The 17,638-nt window shown below is 68.0% G+C and carries 17 protein-coding genes and 1 pseudogene; 10 read left to right on the forward strand and 8 right to left on the reverse strand.

Annotated elements, in window-relative coordinates; genetic code table 11:
* The first annotated feature begins 11 nt into the window (after positions 1 to 11).
* Positions 12 to 617 carry a helix-turn-helix domain-containing protein gene (locus GBRO_RS07140; protein WP_041919781.1) on the forward strand — a complete coding sequence of 202 codons (606 nt, stop codon included), beginning with the start codon at positions 12 to 14 and terminating at the stop codon, positions 615 to 617.
* Positions 618 to 878: 261 nt separating this feature from the next.
* Positions 879 to 2,354 (forward strand): DEAD/DEAH box helicase, encoded by a 1,476-nt coding sequence (locus GBRO_RS07145; RefSeq protein ID WP_012833308.1) that lies wholly within the window; start codon positions 879 to 881, stop codon positions 2,352 to 2,354.
* Between the two features lie 27 nt (positions 2,355 to 2,381).
* Here the strand turns inward: GBRO_RS07145 and GBRO_RS07150 are convergent, their stop codons facing one another.
* From GBRO_RS07150 to GBRO_RS07160, 3 genes and pseudogenes are all read right to left on the reverse strand, one after another.
* On the reverse strand, positions 2,382 to 3,188 hold the full coding sequence (locus GBRO_RS07150; protein WP_012833309.1) for a maleylpyruvate isomerase N-terminal domain-containing protein: 807 nt from the start codon (positions 3,186 to 3,188) through the stop codon (positions 2,382 to 2,384).
* A 120-nt stretch (positions 3,189 to 3,308) separates the two neighbouring features.
* Entirely contained in the window at positions 3,309 to 3,788 is a 480-nt protein-coding gene (locus GBRO_RS07155; RefSeq protein WP_041920312.1) for a hypothetical protein, read from the reverse strand.
* A gap of 71 nt (positions 3,789 to 3,859) precedes the next feature.
* Positions 3,860 to 5,417: pseudogene (locus tag GBRO_RS07160) on the reverse strand (4Fe-4S binding protein).
* A 101-nt stretch (positions 5,418 to 5,518) separates the two neighbouring features.
* On the opposite strand from GBRO_RS07160, the gene GBRO_RS07165 reads away from it, so the two are divergent.
* The gene (locus tag GBRO_RS07165; protein ID WP_041919782.1) at positions 5,519 to 6,091 is read left to right on the forward strand and encodes a cation:proton antiporter; all 573 of its coding nucleotides are present in this window, start codon (positions 5,519 to 5,521) and stop codon (positions 6,089 to 6,091) included.
* Between the two features lie 7 nt (positions 6,092 to 6,098).
* Here the strand turns inward: GBRO_RS07165 and rpsR are convergent, their stop codons facing one another.
* Genes rpsR through rpmB form a run of 4 tightly spaced genes read right to left on the reverse strand, consistent with a single transcriptional unit; the run spans position 6,099 to position 7,088 of the window.
* Entirely contained in the window at positions 6,099 to 6,353 is a 255-nt protein-coding gene (rpsR, locus tag GBRO_RS07170; RefSeq protein ID WP_012833311.1) for a 30S ribosomal protein S18, read from the reverse strand.
* Positions 6,354 to 6,382: 29 nt separating this feature from the next.
* Positions 6,383 to 6,688, reverse strand: a complete 306-nt coding sequence (gene rpsN / locus GBRO_RS07175; protein WP_012833312.1) for a 30S ribosomal protein S14 — start codon at positions 6,686 to 6,688, stop codon at positions 6,383 to 6,385.
* Positions 6,688 to 6,852, reverse strand: a complete 165-nt coding sequence (gene rpmG, locus GBRO_RS07180) for a 50S ribosomal protein L33 (protein ID WP_012833313.1) — start codon at positions 6,850 to 6,852, stop codon at positions 6,688 to 6,690. Before rpmG ends, rpsN begins: the two co-directional genes overlap by 1 nt.
* On the reverse strand, positions 6,852 to 7,088 hold the full coding sequence (rpmB, locus tag GBRO_RS07185; RefSeq protein WP_012833314.1) for a 50S ribosomal protein L28: 237 nt from the start codon (positions 7,086 to 7,088) through the stop codon (positions 6,852 to 6,854). Before rpmB ends, rpmG begins: the two co-directional genes overlap by 1 nt.
* Before the next feature lie 67 nt (positions 7,089 to 7,155).
* Here rpmB and mrf point away from each other — a divergent pair, with 67 nt between their 5' ends.
* The 7 genes from mrf to GBRO_RS07220 all read left to right on the forward strand — a co-directional run bounded on the left by mrf (position 7,156) and on the right by GBRO_RS07220 (position 15,550).
* Positions 7,156 to 8,526 carry a ribosome hibernation factor-recruiting GTPase MRF gene (mrf, locus tag GBRO_RS07190; RefSeq protein ID WP_052298234.1) on the forward strand — a complete coding sequence of 457 codons (1,371 nt, stop codon included), beginning with the start codon at positions 7,156 to 7,158 and terminating at the stop codon, positions 8,524 to 8,526.
* The gene (locus GBRO_RS07195) at positions 8,523 to 8,771 is read left to right on the forward strand and encodes a type B 50S ribosomal protein L31 (RefSeq protein ID WP_012833316.1); all 249 of its coding nucleotides are present in this window, start codon (positions 8,523 to 8,525) and stop codon (positions 8,769 to 8,771) included. Before mrf ends, GBRO_RS07195 begins: the two co-directional genes overlap by 4 nt.
* 223 nt (positions 8,772 to 8,994) lie before the next feature.
* A complete protein-coding gene (locus GBRO_RS07200; protein ID WP_012833317.1) occupies positions 8,995 to 10,719 on the forward strand; it encodes an FAD/NAD(P)-binding protein in 1,725 nt (574 codons plus the stop codon).
* A 3-nt stretch (positions 10,720 to 10,722) separates the two neighbouring features.
* Entirely contained in the window at positions 10,723 to 11,160 is a 438-nt protein-coding gene (locus tag GBRO_RS07205) for a hypothetical protein (RefSeq protein ID WP_012833318.1), read from the forward strand.
* Positions 11,157 to 12,614, forward strand: coding sequence for an FHA domain-containing protein (locus GBRO_RS07210; RefSeq protein ID WP_012833319.1), 1,458 nt, complete (start codon positions 11,157 to 11,159; stop codon positions 12,612 to 12,614). Before GBRO_RS07205 ends, GBRO_RS07210 begins: the two co-directional genes overlap by 4 nt.
* A gap of 10 nt (positions 12,615 to 12,624) precedes the next feature.
* Positions 12,625 to 14,736 (forward strand): cation:proton antiporter, encoded by a 2,112-nt coding sequence (locus tag GBRO_RS07215; RefSeq protein WP_012833320.1) that lies wholly within the window; start codon positions 12,625 to 12,627, stop codon positions 14,734 to 14,736.
* A 1-nt stretch (position 14,737) separates the two neighbouring features.
* Complete coding sequence (locus tag GBRO_RS07220) at positions 14,738 to 15,550, forward strand: protein kinase domain-containing protein (protein ID WP_012833321.1); 813 nt, start codon at positions 14,738 to 14,740, stop codon at positions 15,548 to 15,550.
* Between the two features lie 175 nt (positions 15,551 to 15,725).
* On the opposite strand, the gene GBRO_RS07225 is transcribed toward GBRO_RS07220, so the two are convergent.
* Positions 15,726 to 17,486: an HNH endonuclease gene (locus tag GBRO_RS07225; protein WP_012833322.1), complete on the reverse strand. Its 1,761-nt coding sequence runs from the start codon at positions 17,484 to 17,486 to the stop codon at positions 15,726 to 15,728.
* Positions 17,487 to 17,638 lie beyond the last annotated feature (152 nt).

The raw sequence follows: 17,638 nt of genomic DNA on the forward strand, positions 1-17,638 counted from the left end.
ATGATGAACACATGGACTCTGTTCGTCAAGATGGACGATCGTCCGGTGAATCGAACGATTCGGCCGGAGTGGTGAATCCCAAGGCACTCGTCGCGGCGTCGCTCAAACGGGAACGTACCCGGGCCGGTCTGTCGATCGGCGAACTCGCCCGGCGGGCCGGCATCGGCAAGTCCACGTTGTCGCAACTCGAATCGGGCGACGGGAATCCCAGCGTCGAGACGTTGTGGGCGCTCTCGACCGCGCTCGGCGTGCAGTTCTCGGCACTCCTGGACTCGCCGACGCCCACGGTCGAGGTCATCCGGTTCGGTGGCGGGCCGGTCATTCCCGCCGCCGACGCCGACTATTCGGCGACCCTGCTCGCCACCGCCGCGCCCGGATCGCGCCGGGACATGTACATCATCCGGGCCGAGCCGGGAAAGCCCCGGGTTTCGGCGCCGCACGCGCGTGGTGTCGTCGAACATGTCGTGATCAGCGCGGGACGCGCCCGGCTCGGGCCCACCGACGCCACCGAGGAACTCGGACCGGGTGACTACATCTCCTATCCCGGCGATGTGGAGCACGTCTTCGACGCGCTGGAACCGGGCACGGTGGCCGTGATGCTCAGCGAGGCGTTCTGACGCAGGCACGCGGGTGTCACCCGTCACAGAATTGGGAGTGGGGTCCCCGGCCGCGTAGGGTGGTCGACAGTGACGCGCCCGATGGCGCCGTCAACGCGTCGTAGAACGCTTTTGCGTGGCACACCGCAGTCCCATCCGGTGGCCCGCTCCGAGACTTCATACGGCGAACGGACTCGCACACCTGCGTGTTCGCCATCTGAGCACCTGTGATCGCCCGACATCGGGCTCGATCTGCGGCGTGCCTCAAGCAGAAAGCAGTACATGACCACATTCGAATCCCTCGGCGTGCCCGCAGAACTGGTGAAAGTTCTTGCCGCCGAAGGTAAAACCGAAGCATTCCCGATCCAGCAGGACACCCTCGGTGACACCCTGGAGGGCAAGGACGTCCTCGGCCGCGGCAAGACCGGCTCCGGCAAGACCCTGGCCTTCTCGATCCCGCTCGTCGCCGGGCTGGCCGAGATGGAGGTGCCCCGCAAGCCGGGCGCGCCCACCGGCCTGGTCCTCGCGCCCACGCGCGAGCTGGCCACACAGATCGCTCGCGTCGTCGAACCGCTCGCCGAGGCCGTCGGCCTGCGTGTGACCACCGTCTTCGGTGGTGTGAAGCAGACCCGGCAGGAGCAGGCCTTCCGTCGTGGCGTCGACATCGTCGTCGCCTGCCCGGGTCGCCTCGACGACCTCATGCGTCAGGGCATCGTCACGCTCGATGACGTCGAGATCACCGTGATCGACGAGGCCGACCACATGGCCGACCTCGGGTTCCTGCCCGTCGTCACCCGCATCCTGGCCGCCACCCCGGCCGACGGTCAGCGGATGCTGTTCTCGGCCACCCTCGACAACGGCGTCGACAAGCTCGCGCGCCGATTCCTGGACAACCCCACCATGCATTCGGTCGACGAGGCCAACTCGCCGGTTGCCGCGATGACCCACCACGTCTTCGAGGTCTCCCCGAGCGACAAGGCCGCACTCATCACCGAACTCGCCTCCGGCGCCGGGCGTCGAATCCTGTTCATGCGCACCAAGCATCAGGCCAAGAAGCTCGCCCGCAAGCTCACCGAGGACGGCATCCCCGCCGTCGACCTGCACGGCAATCTCAGTCAGGCGCAACGTGATCGGAACCTCGGGGCCTTCGGTGCCGGTGACGTCCGCGTGCTGGTCGCCACCGACGTCGCGGCCCGCGGGGTGCACGTCGACGACATCGAACTCGTCGTCCACGTCGACCCGCCCAACGAGCACAAGGCCTACCTGCACCGGTCGGGCCGAACGGCCCGCGCGGGCAGTGCCGGTGACGTGGTCACCGTGTGCCTGCCGGATCAGCGGCGCGACGTCGCCTCCCTGCTGCGCAAGGCCAAGATCTCGGTGGCCCCGATGCCGGTGACGCCGCGGTCGGATGCGGTGACCGCACTCGTCGGCGAGCGTGCCGAATTCGTTGCGCCGCAACCAGTCAAGCAGCAGCCCGCCCGCCAGGGCGGCGGCGGGGGACAGCGTGGTTCCGGCCGTGGCCGTGGCGCGGGACGCAGCGGTGCCCCGCGTGGCAACGGCGGCTCGGGCTCGGGCGAGCACCGTGGTGCCCGTTCCGGCGATCGTCGACGCAGCCACACTTCGGGCGCAAGCGGTTCGGGCGCAAGCCGTTCGACGCGGCAGTCGACGTCGGGACCCCGTTCGGGCAGCGTTGCCGAGGGCGGCGCGCACCGTCGCGGCAACCAGCAGCGTCGACGCGCGGTGCGCGCAGCCGGCTGAGCCAACCGTCAACGGGGACCGGGGGAGTCAGGCCGGCAGGAACTTCTTCGGTAATCCCGCGGCCAGCCATGGCTTGCCGCCCCAGGCGAAGGCCCGTCCGGTGAGTGCCGCCCACATCGGCGAGGAGCGGCCGTAGCCGGTGAGCAGCGCCGTCGTCGGGTCGACGCTGATGTGCACGTCGGGTATCCGCGGCTCATCGGGGTTGATCTCGAGCCGTCCGTCGGTGAACTCGTAGATGAAGCTCTCGTCGCAGCCGCGCAGCCGGATGTCGTAGGTGGCGCAATGGCCCGCACAAGCGTCGGCGTCCACCCAACTCGGCAGGATCTGGTGCCGGCCGCGTGCGATCATCGCCGACACCTGCGGGTCCACCGGCCACGGTGCACCCACCGCGCAGGCGATGTCGTGCCCGTGGACCACGAACTCACCGATCAGGATCCCCAGCGCGGCGTCGGCACGGATCATTCGATCGCCGTCGAAATGCATCTTCGGCACCTGGGCGCCGAAGTGGGCGACGGTGTCGAGGAGCTCCTCGAGGTCATCGAGCAGAGTCGCGCTCAGAACACGGACGTCGCGGCTGACCAGGTTCGCGATCTGTTTGGCATTGAAGTCGGCCAGGTCGGCGGCATTTCCCGACCACATGCCGTCGCCGCGCACCAATTCGAGGTAGCGGCCGGGGGCAGTGGAGACGTGGCCGAGACAGTCGGTGACCGTCCAGCCGGGCGTGGAGGGAAGCCGTGTCTCCGGGTCGACGATTCCGGTGACGAGCGCGACGAACTGCGCGCCCGCGGCACGGGCTGCGTCGATGTAATCGAACCGCGAGTACATCTGCGTCATCGGGTGGTCCCCCACATGGGGGACGAGAATACCCCGGTCGGCGACCGGTGGCGAGACCACGATCCCGGCTGTGGAGGCTTCAGTGCCGAACCGTTATCTGGACACTATGACCACTTGGTGTCAAGCGTTCTTGGCGGCTATGATGGCCGCTTTCACCTCGTCGTGGCACTGCGTGCCATCGGGTGATCCTACGCCGATATGGAAGCTTCCCGGTCCGTCGTCGAAGCCGGTCACGGTGAAACCGGTCGAGGCGAGCGCGTCGTCGGTGAGCTCGTCGTCCATCGACGCGCGCGCCAGCGGTGCGGCCAGCGCCGCGGTACCGCGACGCGCCCCGGACACCACGACGATCAGGTGCGTGGGATGCAGGACCACCAGGGTCTGATGCTCGGAATCGGGATCGACCGGATTGGCGCGCCGCGCGAACAACCTGCCGAACAGGCTGGTCGACGGCGGATTGATGCTGCGGGTCAGCCAGGCCGGCAGGTCGTCGGTGATGGCCAACTGGTGGGTGTCGGAGTACTCGCGCAACGCCGCAGCGATGCCGGGCGCGAGTGCGCTCAGATCGGCGCGGGTGGTCGTGCGCTGGTATCCCGGTGCCATGCCGTCCACCCTAGTGTCCCACACCGGACACCAGGCTTGCATCACGGGACACTGGTTGGACCTCGGCGAATTCAGCGTCGGGCCAGCAGTTTCCGACGTGTCCGGTGCGGTTCGCCCAACACTCCGGCCTCGAGATCGGCCAGCAGCGAGCCGACGGTCTCGGCCGAGTCGGTCTTGTTGGTCCCGATGAAGCCCGACGGCCCCCGTTTGATCCAGCCGGTCACGTACACGCCGGGCAGTTGCGCGGCGGCGTCGTCGGTGCCGGGGGCCGACGGGTCGATCACGCGTCCCGCCCGGTGCGGAATGGTGCCGGTTGCTTCGTCGAACGGCAGTCCGGGCACCGCGACACCCCGATAACCCACGGAGGTCAGCACCAGACCGGCGTCGACGACACTCGTCTCGCCGGACGGTTCGACGACGCCGTCGGCGGTGAGGCGGTTTCGGCCGACCCGCACCCCGGTGGCACCGGCGTCGTCGCCGACTACCTCCAGTGGTGCGGTGTAGAACGCGAGCCGGATGTACGGGGTGTCGGGGACGGGTCGTCCGGCGACCTCCCGGAGCAGTTCGAGTTTGGCCCGCGTCGTCGGATCGGTCGGCGTGGGCAGATCGTCGAGATCGGCGGGGTCGACGATCACCGGCGTGCCCGAATCGACGAGTCCGACGAGTTCGGGCAGGGTGAACGCGGCGTGCTGCGGTCCACGACGGCCGGCGACGACCACCTCACGCACCTTCGAGGCCCGCAGCACGGCCAGCGCGCGACGCGAGATGGTGGTGGTGGCCAGGGCTTCTGGGTCGCTCACCAGGATGCGGGCGACATCGAGTGCCACGTTGCCGTTCCCGATGACCAGCACCCGCGGTGACGTCAATGTGACGTCGAGGTCGGCGAAATCGGGATGATCGTTGTACCAGCCGACGAACGAGGTTGCGCTGGTGACGCCGGGCCGGTCGATGCCGGGGATGTCCAGCGGCTTGTCGGTGGGTGCGCCGCCGGCCCAGATGACGCCGTGATGCCGTTCGCGCAACTGCGCGAGGGTGACGTCGCGGCCGACATGGGTGCTGAGTCGGATCTCCAGACGCGGGTTGCCGGGCGATGTCGTCGAACAACCGCATCACCGTACGGGTGGCGAGGTGATCGGGGGCGACGCCGAAGCGCGCGAGACCGAACGGCCGGTCGAGACGCTCGTACATCGTGACCGACACCTGGGGATGCCGCAGCAACTCGTCGGCGGCGTACATGGCCGACGGCCCCGACCCGACGATCCCCACCGACATGCCGCCGTCGACGGCGAGCCGGCGCGGCTGATCGATCGGTGCCAGCGGCAGACGATGAGCCGGGTCGACGGGAAAACGCGCTGCCGAGAACACGTCGGTGGCGTCGGGCCCGTACTGCGCGGCGTTGATGTCGGTGAAGCGTTCCTGGCCGGCCGGGATGCGGTGGCCGGGCACGATGGCGCCGACCGGGCACGCGCTGACGCAGGCACCGCAGTCGACGCACGTCGACGGATCGATGTAGAGCATCTCGGCGATACCGAAATCGGGCTCTTCGGGCGTGGGATGGATGCAGTTGACTGGGCATGCGTAGACGCACGAGGCGTCACCGCAGCACGCCTGCGTTACGACGTGTGGCATGGGGCAATCTTGTTCGGCGGGAAGGGGATCGGGGCGCTCGGGTCAGGCCGCGGTGTAGGTGGGCTCGCTACGGAAGCGAGACTGCCGGCCGTCGATGCCAGATGGCCGACATCGACTATTACCTCTCGGCGCCGCTGGGGCCCAAGGAGGGGACGCTGGTGGTGTGGGCGGGAATGCGGGGCGTGGTCACCCTCGCCGCCGCGCAGACCCTGCCGCCGGACACCCACTCCCGCTCGTTGCTGGTCCTGATCGCCTTCGTGGTGGCGGCGTCGTCCCTGTTGCTGCAGGGTGGCACCCTGCCGTGGCTCATCCGCACCCTGCGGCTGGCGGACACGACCGAGGAGACCGCCGCCGAGCGCGACCGGCTGCGCACCGAGATGGCCCGGACCGCTCAGCGCGTCATGACCGAATCCGATGCGGTGAAACGGTTTCCGTGGCTGCGTGAACGCATCGAGCAGCTCGAACGGGAGTCCGACGACGATGAGCAGGTCTCGGCATCGGCGATGGACTACCGCGCCGGTTTCGAGCAGACGCGCCGGGCGATCATCGATGCGCAACGCAGAACGCTCCTCATCCTGCGCAAGCAGGGCACCTACTCCTCGGCGCTGCTGACCCGGGAACTCAAACAGCTCGACGCCGAGGAGATCAGCCTCGACATGCGGACCGAGGACTGAGGTGTTGTCAACGGCTTCCGTAGGGGAGCAGCGCCATCTCGCGTGCGTTGCGGATGGCGGTGGCGACCTGTCGTTGCTGTTGCGGGGTCAGACCGGTGACGCTGCGGCTGCGGATCTTGCCGCGGTCGGACAGAAAAGTGCGCAGCAGCGCGATGTCCTTGTAGTCCACCGGGCTTCGGCCGTCGACGCGTACGCCCTGGGCAGCGAGTTGGTTGCGGTGCTTACGGGTGGGTGCGGCCACCCGGCGGTTCGGTTTGCGCATGAGTGTTCCTTCGCTCTCGAGATCGGTTGTCACCAACTGGATTTGTGGATTCCGGGCAATTCGCCGCGATGCGCGAGTTCGCGGAACCGGATGCGGGAGACCCCTGCCTTGCCGATGTATCCGCGCGGACGGCCGTCCACAGCGTCTCGATTGCGCAACCGCGTGGGGCTGGCATCGCGGGGCAGGGCCTGCAGTTCACGTTGCGCGCGGCGTCGCTGCTCGACGGGCGCGGTGAGATCGGCGATCGTGCGTTTGAGGGCGGCCCGGCGATCGGCGTAGCGGGCGACGACCACGCGTCGCTGTCGATCACGAATCACCTTGGACTTCTTGGCCATCAGCGTTCCTCCCGGAAGTCGACGTGGCGGCGGATGATGGGGTCGTACTTGCGCAGGGTCATGCGGTCGGGGTCGTTGCGCCGGTTCTTGCGGGTGACGTAGGTGTACCCGGTCCCGGCAGTCGAACGGAGTTTGACGATCGGGCGGATCTCGTTGCGCGCCATCAGATCTTCTCTCCGCGGGCGCGGATCGTCGCGAGTACGGACTCGATTCCGTGGCGATCGATCGTCTTGAGTCCCTTGGCGCTGACGTTCAGCGTGATGTGGCGGTCCTCGGCCGGAATGTAGAAGCGGCGACGCTGAATATTCGGGTTCCAGCGGCGTCTCGTCTTGCGGTGTGAGTGCGAGACCCGGTTGCCGAATCCGGGCGTGGCGCCGGTGACCTGACAGCGTGCGGACACGGTTTCTCCTCGAGGTCGAGTGCTTATTGACAATGGTTGGCGTTTGCGTGGGGATCACGGTAGCCTGATGCCCGTGCAAATGGAAATTGTTACCAATAACAGGACGCCGGTGATCCTCGTCGCCGGACTCGATCGCGATGCCGTCATCCGGGTCGGGGAGTCGTTCGTGGTGGCGGGAACCACCTTGATCCACCACGATCTGCGATCGGTCCGCTCGGGTGCCGTCACACGCACGGTGGTGTCGGTGGACCCCGACGGCAACGAGCTCCGGACCGACGAGCTTATCCGGCTCGAACACGGATGCGCCTCGTGCACTCTGCGATTGGACCTGTTGCCGCTGTTGCGCCGACTCCACCGCCGGCGTGGCGTCGAGCAGATCGTGATCGCGCTGGACTGCTCGTTGGAACCGGAGGCACTCGCCTGGGCGATCGAGCACGTCATCGTCGCCGACATGCCCGGCTACCTCGACGGCCCGGCCGGTCTCGACGTCGCGATCTCGGCGACGGTCACGTGTGTGGCCGAGATGGACTGGCTCGAGGCGGCCACCGGTGACGTGACCCTGGCCGAGTCCGGTGAGCTCGACAAGCCCGATCATGGGACGTCCGTACCGGAATCGGAGATGATCGACGACAGCGAGGTCGACGACGACCGAACCCTGGCACAGGTTGCGGTGGGGCAGGTCGCCTTCGCGGATGCCCTGGTGGTGGCCGCGGCCGACCCGGCCCTGCGCGACAACTGGGAATCCGCGCGCCTCATGGCCGTGCTCACGCGCCTGGCGCCGGGAGCACCGATCGTCATGGAACTCCCGCAGCGCCCGGTGACCGCACTGCACGCCGCCAGGCTGCTGGCGGCGATCGGACCGGGCGCCCGCCGTGGTCGGGTCGACGATCCGCACGGCTCGTTGCTGCGCGGCGAACCGCCGCTGACGCCCGAATGCGGCGTGCAGATCGTCGAGTTCACCGCGGACCGCCCGTTCCATCCCGAGCGGCTGCACGACGCGCTCGACGTGCTTCTCGACGGCGTGGTGTGCGCACGCGGGCGCGTCTGGCTCGCGACCCGCGGCGAGGAGATGTTCTGGCTCGAATCCGCGGGTGGCGCACTTCGAGTGAGCATCGCCGGACGCTGGCTGGCTGCCACGCCGGTCGCCGAACTCGACGAGGTCGACACCGAACGCCGCGCGATGGCGGCGCTGCGCTGGGACGACGTGCACGGTGACCGACACACCTCGATCGTCGTGCTCGTCCACCGCGCCGACCCGGCGAACGTCGCGGAGGTGCTGCGTCGAGCCTGCCTCGACGATGCCGAGATGGCCGACGGTCCCACCGGCTGGGCCGGCTACCCCGATCCTTTCGGGGTGTTCCACGAGGACCCGTGTGACCCCGATACCGAACGCGCCGACTCCCATGAGGCGGCCGCAACCCGAGAGGACCCCCGATGAGATCTGACATCCACCCCGACTATCACCCCGTGGTGTTCCGCGATGCCATCACCGGCGATCAGTTCCTCACCAGGTCGACCGCCACGTCGTCGACGACGGTCCAGTGGTCCGACGGGCGCAGCTATCCACTGATCACCGTGGAGACCTCCGCGTCGTCGCATCCGTTCTGGACCGGCAAGGCAAGGGTGCTCGACAGCGAGGGCCGGGTGGAGCGCTTCCGCAGGAAGTACGCTGACCTGGCCTGACGCTTCGTGGTGGGCGTCGTCTGAATGGTTGGTTGTGATCGCCGCGGCGATCAGGACGGGTTAGAGTTGGCGCACTGCATATCCGCCGCTCACCTGGAGGACCGATGTCCGGCCCTGTCCGTCCTTTCGGTGCCATACGCCCGTCGGTGTCAGACCCGTTGGGCACCACGCGACCTGGGACAAGCTCGTGGTGAGTCCACAGCGCCCCACACGGATTGCCCCGGTGCCCGGCGGTCCTCGCGGTCCTGGCGGGCCGGGCAGTCCACCCCAGCGATTCCCGGGACGACCGGGTCCGCCACCGGGCCGGCCCGGGCCGCCGGTCCCGCCGGTCCCGCCGGTCCCGCCGGGACCGCCACCCGGACAACCGGGACCGCCACCGCGGGGTGCCGGCGGGTCGGTCCAGGGCGGTGATCTCACCCCCGAACTCGTCGACACCGACGTGTGGACCGATCAGATGGTCGAGCAGGCCGGCATCCCCGTCGTCGACGTGCCGTTCGTGACGGTCGGGTCGGGTATCGGGTCTTTCGTCACCGTCGACTATCTGCGCATCTGCGGGGTGCCGACGGACCGCATCGCCGTCCTCGGGCCGCAGGACGTGCCGTGGCACAGCTACGAGTACCTGACGCGGGTGTCGCAGATCCCGCGGACCGAGCGGCTGCGGTCGGATTCGGCGTCGACGCCGGACAACATCTGGGGGTTCCCGTCCTACGCGGTTCGTGAGGCGTGGCAGGACAAGAAGATCGGCCCGTTGTGGAATGTCCTGGTGGAACCCATCTTCGCCAATTTCTACACGCCACGCGCCGGGCACGCCTTCGAGTCGATGGAGAAGGAGTGCCACCGGATCGGTTACCTGAACTGCCTGCATCGCGGGCAGGTTCGGATGATCCGACGACGGGCCGGTGGTGGCTACTTCACGATTCTCACTCCGCCGCAGGGAACCTCGCCGACCAAGCGGGTCGCGTTCCGCAGCCAATGGGTGCACGTGGCCATCGGTTATCCGGGCATCAAGCTGCTACCCGACCTGCAGGCCTTCCGCGAGAAGTACCGCGACGCCAGCAAGGTGGTCAACGCCTACGAGCCGCATGAGCACATCTATCAGGCGCTGCAACGCAAACCCGGCACCGTCATGATCCGCGGCGCCGGGATCGTGGCCTCCCGCGTCCTGCAGCGACTGATCGACGACCGCGACCGCTACGGCCTGCAGACCCAGATCGTGCACCTCTTCCGCACCTACATCGACAAACCGCACGGACCGCATATCTTCATGCGCCGCAAGGGCAAAGACGGCTGGGCCTACCAGGGGTTCAACTATCCCAAGTCGGTGTGGGGCGGTCAGCTGAAGGCGCGGATGCGCAAACTCGAGGGCCATGAACGCGCCCAGGCGTACAAGCTGATGGGCGGCACCAACACCCCGGTGCGCGACGACTGGCAGGAACAACTCAAGCGGGGGCGTGCCGAGGGGTGGTATCGCGTCGCCGTCGGCAAGGCGGAGAGTCTCGTTCCGGCCCAGGGTGGGCAGGGCGTGCTGGCCACCGTGCGAGTGGATCCGCACGCACCGATCCAACAGCAGCACCGTCCGGACGGCACCTTCGAGCTCTACGCCGACTACGTCATCGACTGCACCGGACTCGAAGCCGACGTCCGCGAGCATCGTCTGCTCGCCGACCTCCTCGACCACACCGGCGCCGGGATCAACCCTGTGGGCCGCATGGACGTCGAACGCAACTTCGAGCTGAAGGGCACCCGCAACGGGGCGGGCAAGATCTACGCCTCCGGCAGCGCGACCCTCGGCGGGTACTTCCCGGGGGTCGATACTTTCCTCGGTCTGCAGATCGCCGGTCTGGAGATCGTCGATGACCTTGCGGCACAGGGGTTCTGCAAACGTCTTTGGCCGGGCCGATCGATCCGGCAGTGGTGGCGGTGGGTCAACAACAAGGGGGTGGACTGACTCATGCTGCCAACCCTGTGGGGCCGAATCCAGACCAGGGTGCTGGTTCTGGGGATCCTCGGCGGCCTGTGGACGGTGGTGCTCGCCCCGATCCTGCCCGACGGCGCGCCGATTGCCACCAGCTATCAGGTGGCGTTCACCGTCCTCGCGGTGGTCATCGTGCTCGGTGTCGCCTGGGAGTTCCTCTACCACTTTCTGCAGCAGTTCCGGTGGGAGAAGGACTGGCCCACCCTCTTCGGGCTGCTCACCGCCATCAACGAGGGCATCGCGGCCTGGTTCTTCCTCGAGTACGTGCCGGTGCTACCCGACGACGTCGAACTGACCCCGTTGGTCTTCTGCATCCAGTTCATCACCACCTGGCTGCTGGTGTGGGTCGCGGTGAACGGTCCGCTGCGAGCGATCTTCCCGCACTGGCGATTCCAAGGAGGCCGGTTCTTTTGAGCACGCCAACCGACACCCCGAGTCTGACCCCCACGGTCACGCTGATCCCGGGCGACGGGATCGTGATCCGCCGGCCGGCGTTCCTCTGCGTCATCGAGAGGTCCGCGCCCCGCGAGCTGATCCGAGAGGTCATGGGTCTCGAGGCGAGTGTCGCCATCCCGGACCGCATGCCGCGACGTGGCCGTCACCTGGTCCGCAAGCTCGCCGAGCTCATCGCCACCGCCGACGAACCGGTGAGCATCGCCTTCGCCGCGCCGGACAGCGCCGGCATCGCCATCTACATGACCGGGACCGTGTTCGCCGAAACCGACGGCGAGCGCCTCGAACCCGACGCCGACGAACCCTTCGACCGGGCGGTCGTCTGGCCCTACGAGGGGCTCGGTCTGTACCTGGCGGACGCAGTACCCGCCGAGCCCGGTGAGGAGTTCTTCGACCTCGTCAACGGTGCGGTGCCGTCCAGCGGCGCGCTGCTGCACACGCCACTGGGCTTGCGCGGCACCGAGATCCACGAGATCGGCGCACCGCCGCCGCGGGTGCGCCCGGAGATCCGCGCCGAGGACCCGCCCGCGACCTCGTCGACGCCGGCACCGGTCGCGGACCGGAAGCCGGAAACGCCCGCCCGCCCGCCCGTCGTCGAACCGGTTGCCGCGCAACCCGAACCGCCGGCGCCGGAGCCCGTCCCCCCGGCCCCGATGCCCGATGACGAGGAGACCGAATCCCTGACCCCGCCCGCGCCGGAACCGCCTGCGGCGCAGCCGTTCCGTTCGGCCGCTCTCGGTGGTGGGGAGCCGTTCTCGTCGGCGCCGCTCGGTCCGCACGCGCCCGAACCGCCTGCGCCGCCGGTGGACCCGCACCCCGGCCCGGCGCCGGTGCCACCACTGCATCACGATCCGCTGCATGCCGAACCACTGGAGAAGCGGGCGCCACTACCCAAACAGGAACATCAGAAGGCGGCCACCGAGGTCGTCAAGATCGAGGAGTCCCGGGCCCATGTCCATGGGATTCGGTGCTCGCGTGGTCACCTCAATCATCCGCAGTCGTGGTTGTGTGGGGTCTGCGGCATCCGGATGGACCAGCTGACCGCGATCCTCGTGGAAGGGGAGCGGCCGCCGCTGGGCTGGCTGCTGCTGGACAACGGGTCGACCTACCTGCTTGACGAAGATCTGGTGATCGGCCGCGAACCCGGTACCGCCGGCCGCGGTGGCCCCAAACCGATTCGCGTGCAGGATGAGACCGGTCAGCTGTCCCGACGGCACGTCGAGATCCGGCTGGTGGAGTGGACAGTGCAGCTCGTCGACCTCGGGTCCGCGAACGGGACCTACGTGGTGGATCCGTTGAGCGGCAACCGGGAGACGCGGTTGCCCGCCCGACGTCCGCACGTCCTGGCGCCCGGTTCGCATGTGCGCATCGGTGGCCGGCACTTCATCTTCGAGTCACCGCACGCCCGGATCTGAGGGTATCCCGATGGACAAGCACTGGATCTTCTTTCTCCTGCTCGACGTGGGGGTCATCATCGCCGCCGCTCGGATCGGTGGTGCGATCGCACGCAAGTTCCGGCAGCCCGCGGTCGTCGGTGAGATCGCCGCGGGAATCGCACTGGGGCCCAGCCTGCTCGGTCTGATTCCCGGCGGCATCGACACCTGGCTGTTCCCCTCGGATGTGCGGCCGCTGCTCGGTGCACTGGCCCAGATCGGTCTCGTGCTCTTCATGTTCATCGTCGGGCTGGAACTCGACATGCGGCTGATCCGGGGCCGCGAGCGAGCGTCGGCCTCCATCTCGCTGTCGTCGATCGCGGTGCCGTTCGCGCTCGGGGCCGCGCTCGCGGTGGTGCTGTATCCCAAGCACGACGTCGTCGACGGCAAGACGATCGAGTTCCTCGCGTTCGCGTTGTTCCTCGGAATCGCGATGTCCATCACCGCTTTTCCGGTGCTGGCCAGAATCCTCACCGACCGCGGGATGATGCGTACGCCACCCGGCGTCTTCAGCCTCGCATCCGCGGCCATCGACGACATCGTGGCGTGGACGCTGCTGGCCTTCGTGATCGCGGTCATCTCCGGCGGCAGCCCCCTCGAGGTGGCCCGGATCGTCGGCCTGTCGCTGGTGTACGCCGCGATCATGTTCCTCGTCGTCCGGCCGCTGCTGGCCAAGCTGATCACGTGGCGTGATTCCGCCGGACGGATGACCCCGGATCTACTCGCGGTGATTCTGATCGGCTTGTTCCTCTCGGCCGCGGTGACCGACATCATCGGCATCCATCAGATCTTCGGCGCCTTCCTGTTCGGTGCGATGATGCCCAAAGTCGGTGCCGAGCAACTCCATCGCGAGATCTTGGAGCGGCTCGAACAGGTCAGCGTGCTGTTGCTGTTGCCGATGTTCTTCGTGGTCACCGGGTTCAGCGTCGACTTGGCCGGCATCGGCCTCGGCGGATTGTGGCAGCTTGGCCTGGTGCTGATCGTCGCGGTCGCGGGCAAGTTCGTCGGCGCGTACTTCGGGGCGCGGGTCAGTGCCATTCCCAAACGCCAGAGTGCGGCGATCGCCGTGCTGATGAACACGCGCGGACTCACCGAACTCGTGATCCTGAACGCCGGTCTCACGCTGGGTGTCCTCACCACCGAACTGTTCTCCATGATGGTGGTGATGGCACTGGTGACCACGGTGCTCACCGAACCGCTGCTACGCCTGGTGTATCCGGATTCGGTGGTGGCCAACGACATTGCGGCGGCCGAGCGGCGTCTGCTGGGAGTGGGTACCACGAGCCGGGTGATGATCGTGCTGCCGAATCTGGATGGGACGCCCGAGGAACTCGTCGCGCGTCACCGGAGGTTGCTGGGCGTCGGGGCCGGGCACGACGTGGTGCTGGTGGCCCTGTTGCCCACGGCGCCGCCCGGCACGGTGCTCGAGGTGGGTATACCGGTGATCCCCGACTTCGCGGCGATGGCGTCGGCGGTGGAGGAACTCAACGCGGTGGGTTCATCGCTGGTCGGCCCCACCTCGGTGTCGGTGTTGTGCCGCTTCAGCGCGGACCCCGTCGCCGATCTCACCCAGATGGCCGAGAACGCCAACCCGGACTTCATATTCCTCGACGCCGCCGACATCGAGGTCGCCACACGACTTTCCATCGCCCCGGTGGCGCTCGTCAACGAGACGGCGAGCGCCGACGACGAGGACACCGCGGTCGTGTGTTCGGTCGATGACAGCCGCAGCGGCCGGACCGCGATCCTCGTCGCCGCCTCGCTGGCCGTCGCTGACGTGCGGCGGTTGGTGATCGAGACGTCGATGTCGCGGCGCCGGCTGGCGGCCGACCTGCAGGCCGTACGCGACCGCGGGGTCGAGGTCGACATCGTCGCGAACGTCAAAGGTGCGCTCGGGCAGCGTCTCCCGCTGGTCGTCTCCGCGTCGGGTACCGACCCGGCGGTTGGAATTCCGGCCCGCCCGCTGGTCGTCGTCGACAACTCCGGCACCAGCGAAGAGGCTCTTGGCGACCGAGCCGACAGATTGTTCCTGCCACGCTCTTCGGCGGACTCGACACCGAGCGCCGCATCATCGACCACAGCTTCGTCACCGGAGGGGCACTGATATGGCCACCGTCGAGATCCCGCAGCAGCTCGCGGATTTTACCGTCCTCGGCAAACTGGGCACCGGAGGAAACGGCACCTTCTACCTCGCCGTACCACCGCCACGTCTGGGGTTGACCACCGATCGAGTGGTCGTCAAGGTGTTCAGTGGCACGTGCAGCGACGACGCCTACCGTCGCGGGGTCCGCGAACTGCGTGCCTTTGCCGCGGTCCGCTCGCCGTATCTCGCGGCGCTCTACGATGCCGTGCTGCAGGGCCAGTTCATGTACGCGATGGAGTATTTCCCGCTCGGTTCGCTGGGAACGCCTGCGCGACCGTTGTCGAGGACGGAGAAGCTGACAGCCATCGCCGACGCCGCCCGTGGCGTGGATGCGTTGCACGAGGCGGGAATCGCCCATGCCAACATCACCCCGTCGAGCATCATGGTGACCGACGGCGGCGGTCGCATCTCCGATCTCGGGCTCGCGCGCGTCCTCGCCGCCGACGAACCGATCACCAGTTTCGCCCAGCCGGGGGCGGTGCAGTACATGGATCCTGCGCTGCTGGCCGGTGACGTGCCGTCACGCGCCACCGACATCTGGTCACTCGGTGCTTGTCTGCACGTGGCCCTGACCGGCCAGGGCGTCTACGGTGACATCCCGGATGCCCAGCCGCTGTTGGCAATTCGGGCCGCACTGTCGACGCCACCGGCATTGTCGGAGAACCTCAACCGCGACGAGCGCGCCCTCATCGCCAGCTGTCTGGCACTGGCCGGCACCCGCCCGGCCACCGCACTCGAGGTGGCCGACAAGATCGGGGAGCTCGTCGCGGGCTAGTGGTCCGTCTCTAGTGGACGCGACCGCCCCTTTTCGCTCCCTGAGCCTGAATTCGTGGGGTCAGTGTCGATAGCACGGCCCACCAGCTCCCTGAGGTGCTCGAGGCGCCAGCAGAGGGGCCTCGAAGGGTCAGTGAGACAACAGCTTTGGCGACCAGGCACCACCCCGCTATGTATCACGGGTAGGTGATGATGATCTGGCCGGATTCGACGTGTCGCCAGATGATCGTCCGGCCGGTGGCCATGGTGGGTGTCCAGATGCCGAGGTGTTTGAATTCGTGGCAGGGGATGCACAGGGGGTGGAGGTTCTCGGCGATGGTCCAGCCACCTGCGAGGGGGTCTTGGTGGTTGAAGGGCACGATGTGGTCGAGGTGGCATTGATCCACGGGTCGGCCGCAGTAGGGTCCGCGGCAGTGGTGGTCGGTGTGGGCGATGGTGCGCCGCAGTACCTCCGCAGGCGCATACACGAGGGCGCCGGGTGGTGGTGTGGTGAGTCCACCGTGTCCGGTGGTGTCGATGGGTTGGGGGTTGGGTGGGCGTGAGCGTACGACGATGCTGCCGGTGCCGCCGTCGGTGGTGGTGAGGTGGGTGGGCACGATGATGGTTCCGGCTGTGCGGGTCCGGCCGGGTTTCAGCAGGCCGAAGGTCTGGTCGGGTTGGGTGGGGTCGGTGTGGTGGGCGAAGCGTTGGCTTTCGCGGTACATGCCTTGCCAGGTGCCGTTGGCGGCGAGTTCGCGGGCATGGGCGGGATCGATGGCGCCGTAGCCTTTGATGTAGGGCACCATGTCGCCGGTCAGCCCGGCCAGGGTGGGGGCGTCGGTGACGACTTCGACGACGACTCGTACCGGCCTCGGCGCGATCTCGGTCGAGGGCTGGGGTTCGGGTTCGGGGTCGTCGGGCTGGTCGGGTTCCTCCGGCAGTGGTGCATCCACGTCGCTGTCGAGAGTGGTTGCGTCAGCGTCGATATCGGCATCGACGACGCATCCGTCGCTGTCGTCACCGTCACCATCGCTGTCCTCACGGTGACCGTCGTTGCCGTCGGCGTCTTCGGCGTCGCTGACGCCCTCGTTGCTGATGTCCTCGTCGCTGTGAGCGTCCTCGGCGCCGTCACCGTTGGCATCGCTGGTGGGGGTGCCGGGTTCGGGTTCGTCGTCGTTGGGTGGTTGGTTGGCGGGTGCTGTGCAGTGGGGGTCGCCGCAGCGGCAGTCGAGGGTGGTGCGGTCGTGGATGAAGGCGGCGAGCGCGTCGGCGCGTTGTTGGCCGGGTGGGCGGGTGTCGTTGCGGCACAGGAAGTGCTCGATCATCGCGGCGAGCCGGGCTTGTAGGGTGCGGGCGTCGCCGATGTCGAGGGTGGCTGAGATGTTGACGTGTCCGTAGAGGTCTTTGCGGAATCGGACGTCTTGGGTGCGGGCGGCATACGCGTGGCGGGCTTGTTCGGCGCGGTCGGGGTCGAGCGCGATGACCATCTCGTCGAGCAGTTCGGAGAGCACGCTGTTGGTGGTGGCTTCGGCGGCGTAGCCGAGGGCGGCGTCTTCGGCGGCGTCGTACTGATTCTCATCCAACGCGGTCAGGGCGTGCGCGATCAGTGAGGCGCGGGATTCGGTGAGGTCACCGGCCAGGAATGCGGCCCGCACGTTGGGGAGGTGGGAAAGCAGCTCCCCGAGGGCGAGCCAGCGTCCGGCGGTGGCGGCGGGGACGTCGAAGTGCCAGGCAACGTCGCGGACGGCGGCTTTGTCGGGCATCTTTTTGCGGTAGCGGTCGTAGTCGGCGGCGATGTGGCGGTCGAACACTTTGCGTCCGAGGTGGTAGGCGGCAAGGATTTTGCGGGCCATGGCTTGGCGTTCCAGGCGGGTGAACGCCGCGGCTGAAGCAGCCAGCTCGGACTCACCGGCGCAGGCCAGGGTGGCCTCGTCGGTGTTCCGGCCTGCTTCGAACATGTGTTCATGATGTCAGGCGGGTCTGACAATTCTGGATTGTCGGCTGTGGGGGTTGTGGAATGTGTTGGGGCGCTGACATTGTCGGGTTGCGGATGGTTTCGACACGTGGCCGCTCGTTCCTCGCGGACACGGCTCAACCAGCAAGTGGAGGG

Source organism: Gordonia bronchialis DSM 43247 (assembly GCF_000024785.1).
Classification (GTDB): domain Bacteria; phylum Actinomycetota; class Actinomycetes; order Mycobacteriales; family Mycobacteriaceae; genus Gordonia; species Gordonia bronchialis.

What these genes read in the sequence shown, in the direction of transcription:
- GBRO_RS07195 (WP_012833316.1), top strand. Translation starts at nt 8,523, where the DNA reads ATGAGATCTGACATCCACCCCGACTATCACCCCGTGGTGTTCCGCGAT.
- GBRO_RS07140 (WP_041919781.1), top strand. Translation starts at nt 12, where the DNA reads ATGGACTCTGTTCGTCAAGATGGACGATCGTCCGGTGAATCGAACGAT.
- GBRO_RS07205 (WP_012833318.1), top strand. Translation starts at nt 10,723, where the DNA reads ATGCTGCCAACCCTGTGGGGCCGAATCCAGACCAGGGTGCTGGTTCTG.
- rpsR (WP_012833311.1), bottom strand. Translation starts at nt 6,353, where the DNA reads ATGCGCAAACCGAACCGCCGGGTGGCCGCACCCACCCGTAAGCACCGC.
- GBRO_RS07150 (WP_012833309.1), bottom strand. Translation starts at nt 3,188, where the DNA reads ATGACGCAGATGTACTCGCGGTTCGATTACATCGACGCAGCCCGTGCC.
- GBRO_RS07155 (WP_041920312.1), bottom strand. Translation starts at nt 3,788, where the DNA reads ATGGCACCGGGATACCAGCGCACGACCACCCGCGCCGATCTGAGCGCA.
- GBRO_RS07145 (WP_012833308.1), top strand. Translation starts at nt 879, where the DNA reads ATGACCACATTCGAATCCCTCGGCGTGCCCGCAGAACTGGTGAAAGTT.
- rpsN (WP_012833312.1), bottom strand. Translation starts at nt 6,688, where the DNA reads ATGGCCAAGAAGTCCAAGGTGATTCGTGATCGACAGCGACGCGTGGTC.
- GBRO_RS07225 (WP_012833322.1), bottom strand. Translation starts at nt 17,486, where the DNA reads ATGTTCGAAGCAGGCCGGAACACCGACGAGGCCACCCTGGCCTGCGCC.
- GBRO_RS07165 (WP_041919782.1), top strand. Translation starts at nt 5,519, where the DNA reads ATGGCCGACATCGACTATTACCTCTCGGCGCCGCTGGGGCCCAAGGAG.
- GBRO_RS07220 (WP_012833321.1), top strand. Translation starts at nt 14,738, where the DNA reads ATGGCCACCGTCGAGATCCCGCAGCAGCTCGCGGATTTTACCGTCCTC.
- rpmG (WP_012833313.1), bottom strand. Translation starts at nt 6,852, where the DNA reads ATGGCGCGCAACGAGATCCGCCCGATCGTCAAACTCCGTTCGACTGCC.
- GBRO_RS07215 (WP_012833320.1), top strand. Translation starts at nt 12,625, where the DNA reads ATGGACAAGCACTGGATCTTCTTTCTCCTGCTCGACGTGGGGGTCATC.
- mrf (WP_052298234.1), top strand. Translation starts at nt 7,156, where the DNA reads ATGCCCGTGCAAATGGAAATTGTTACCAATAACAGGACGCCGGTGATC.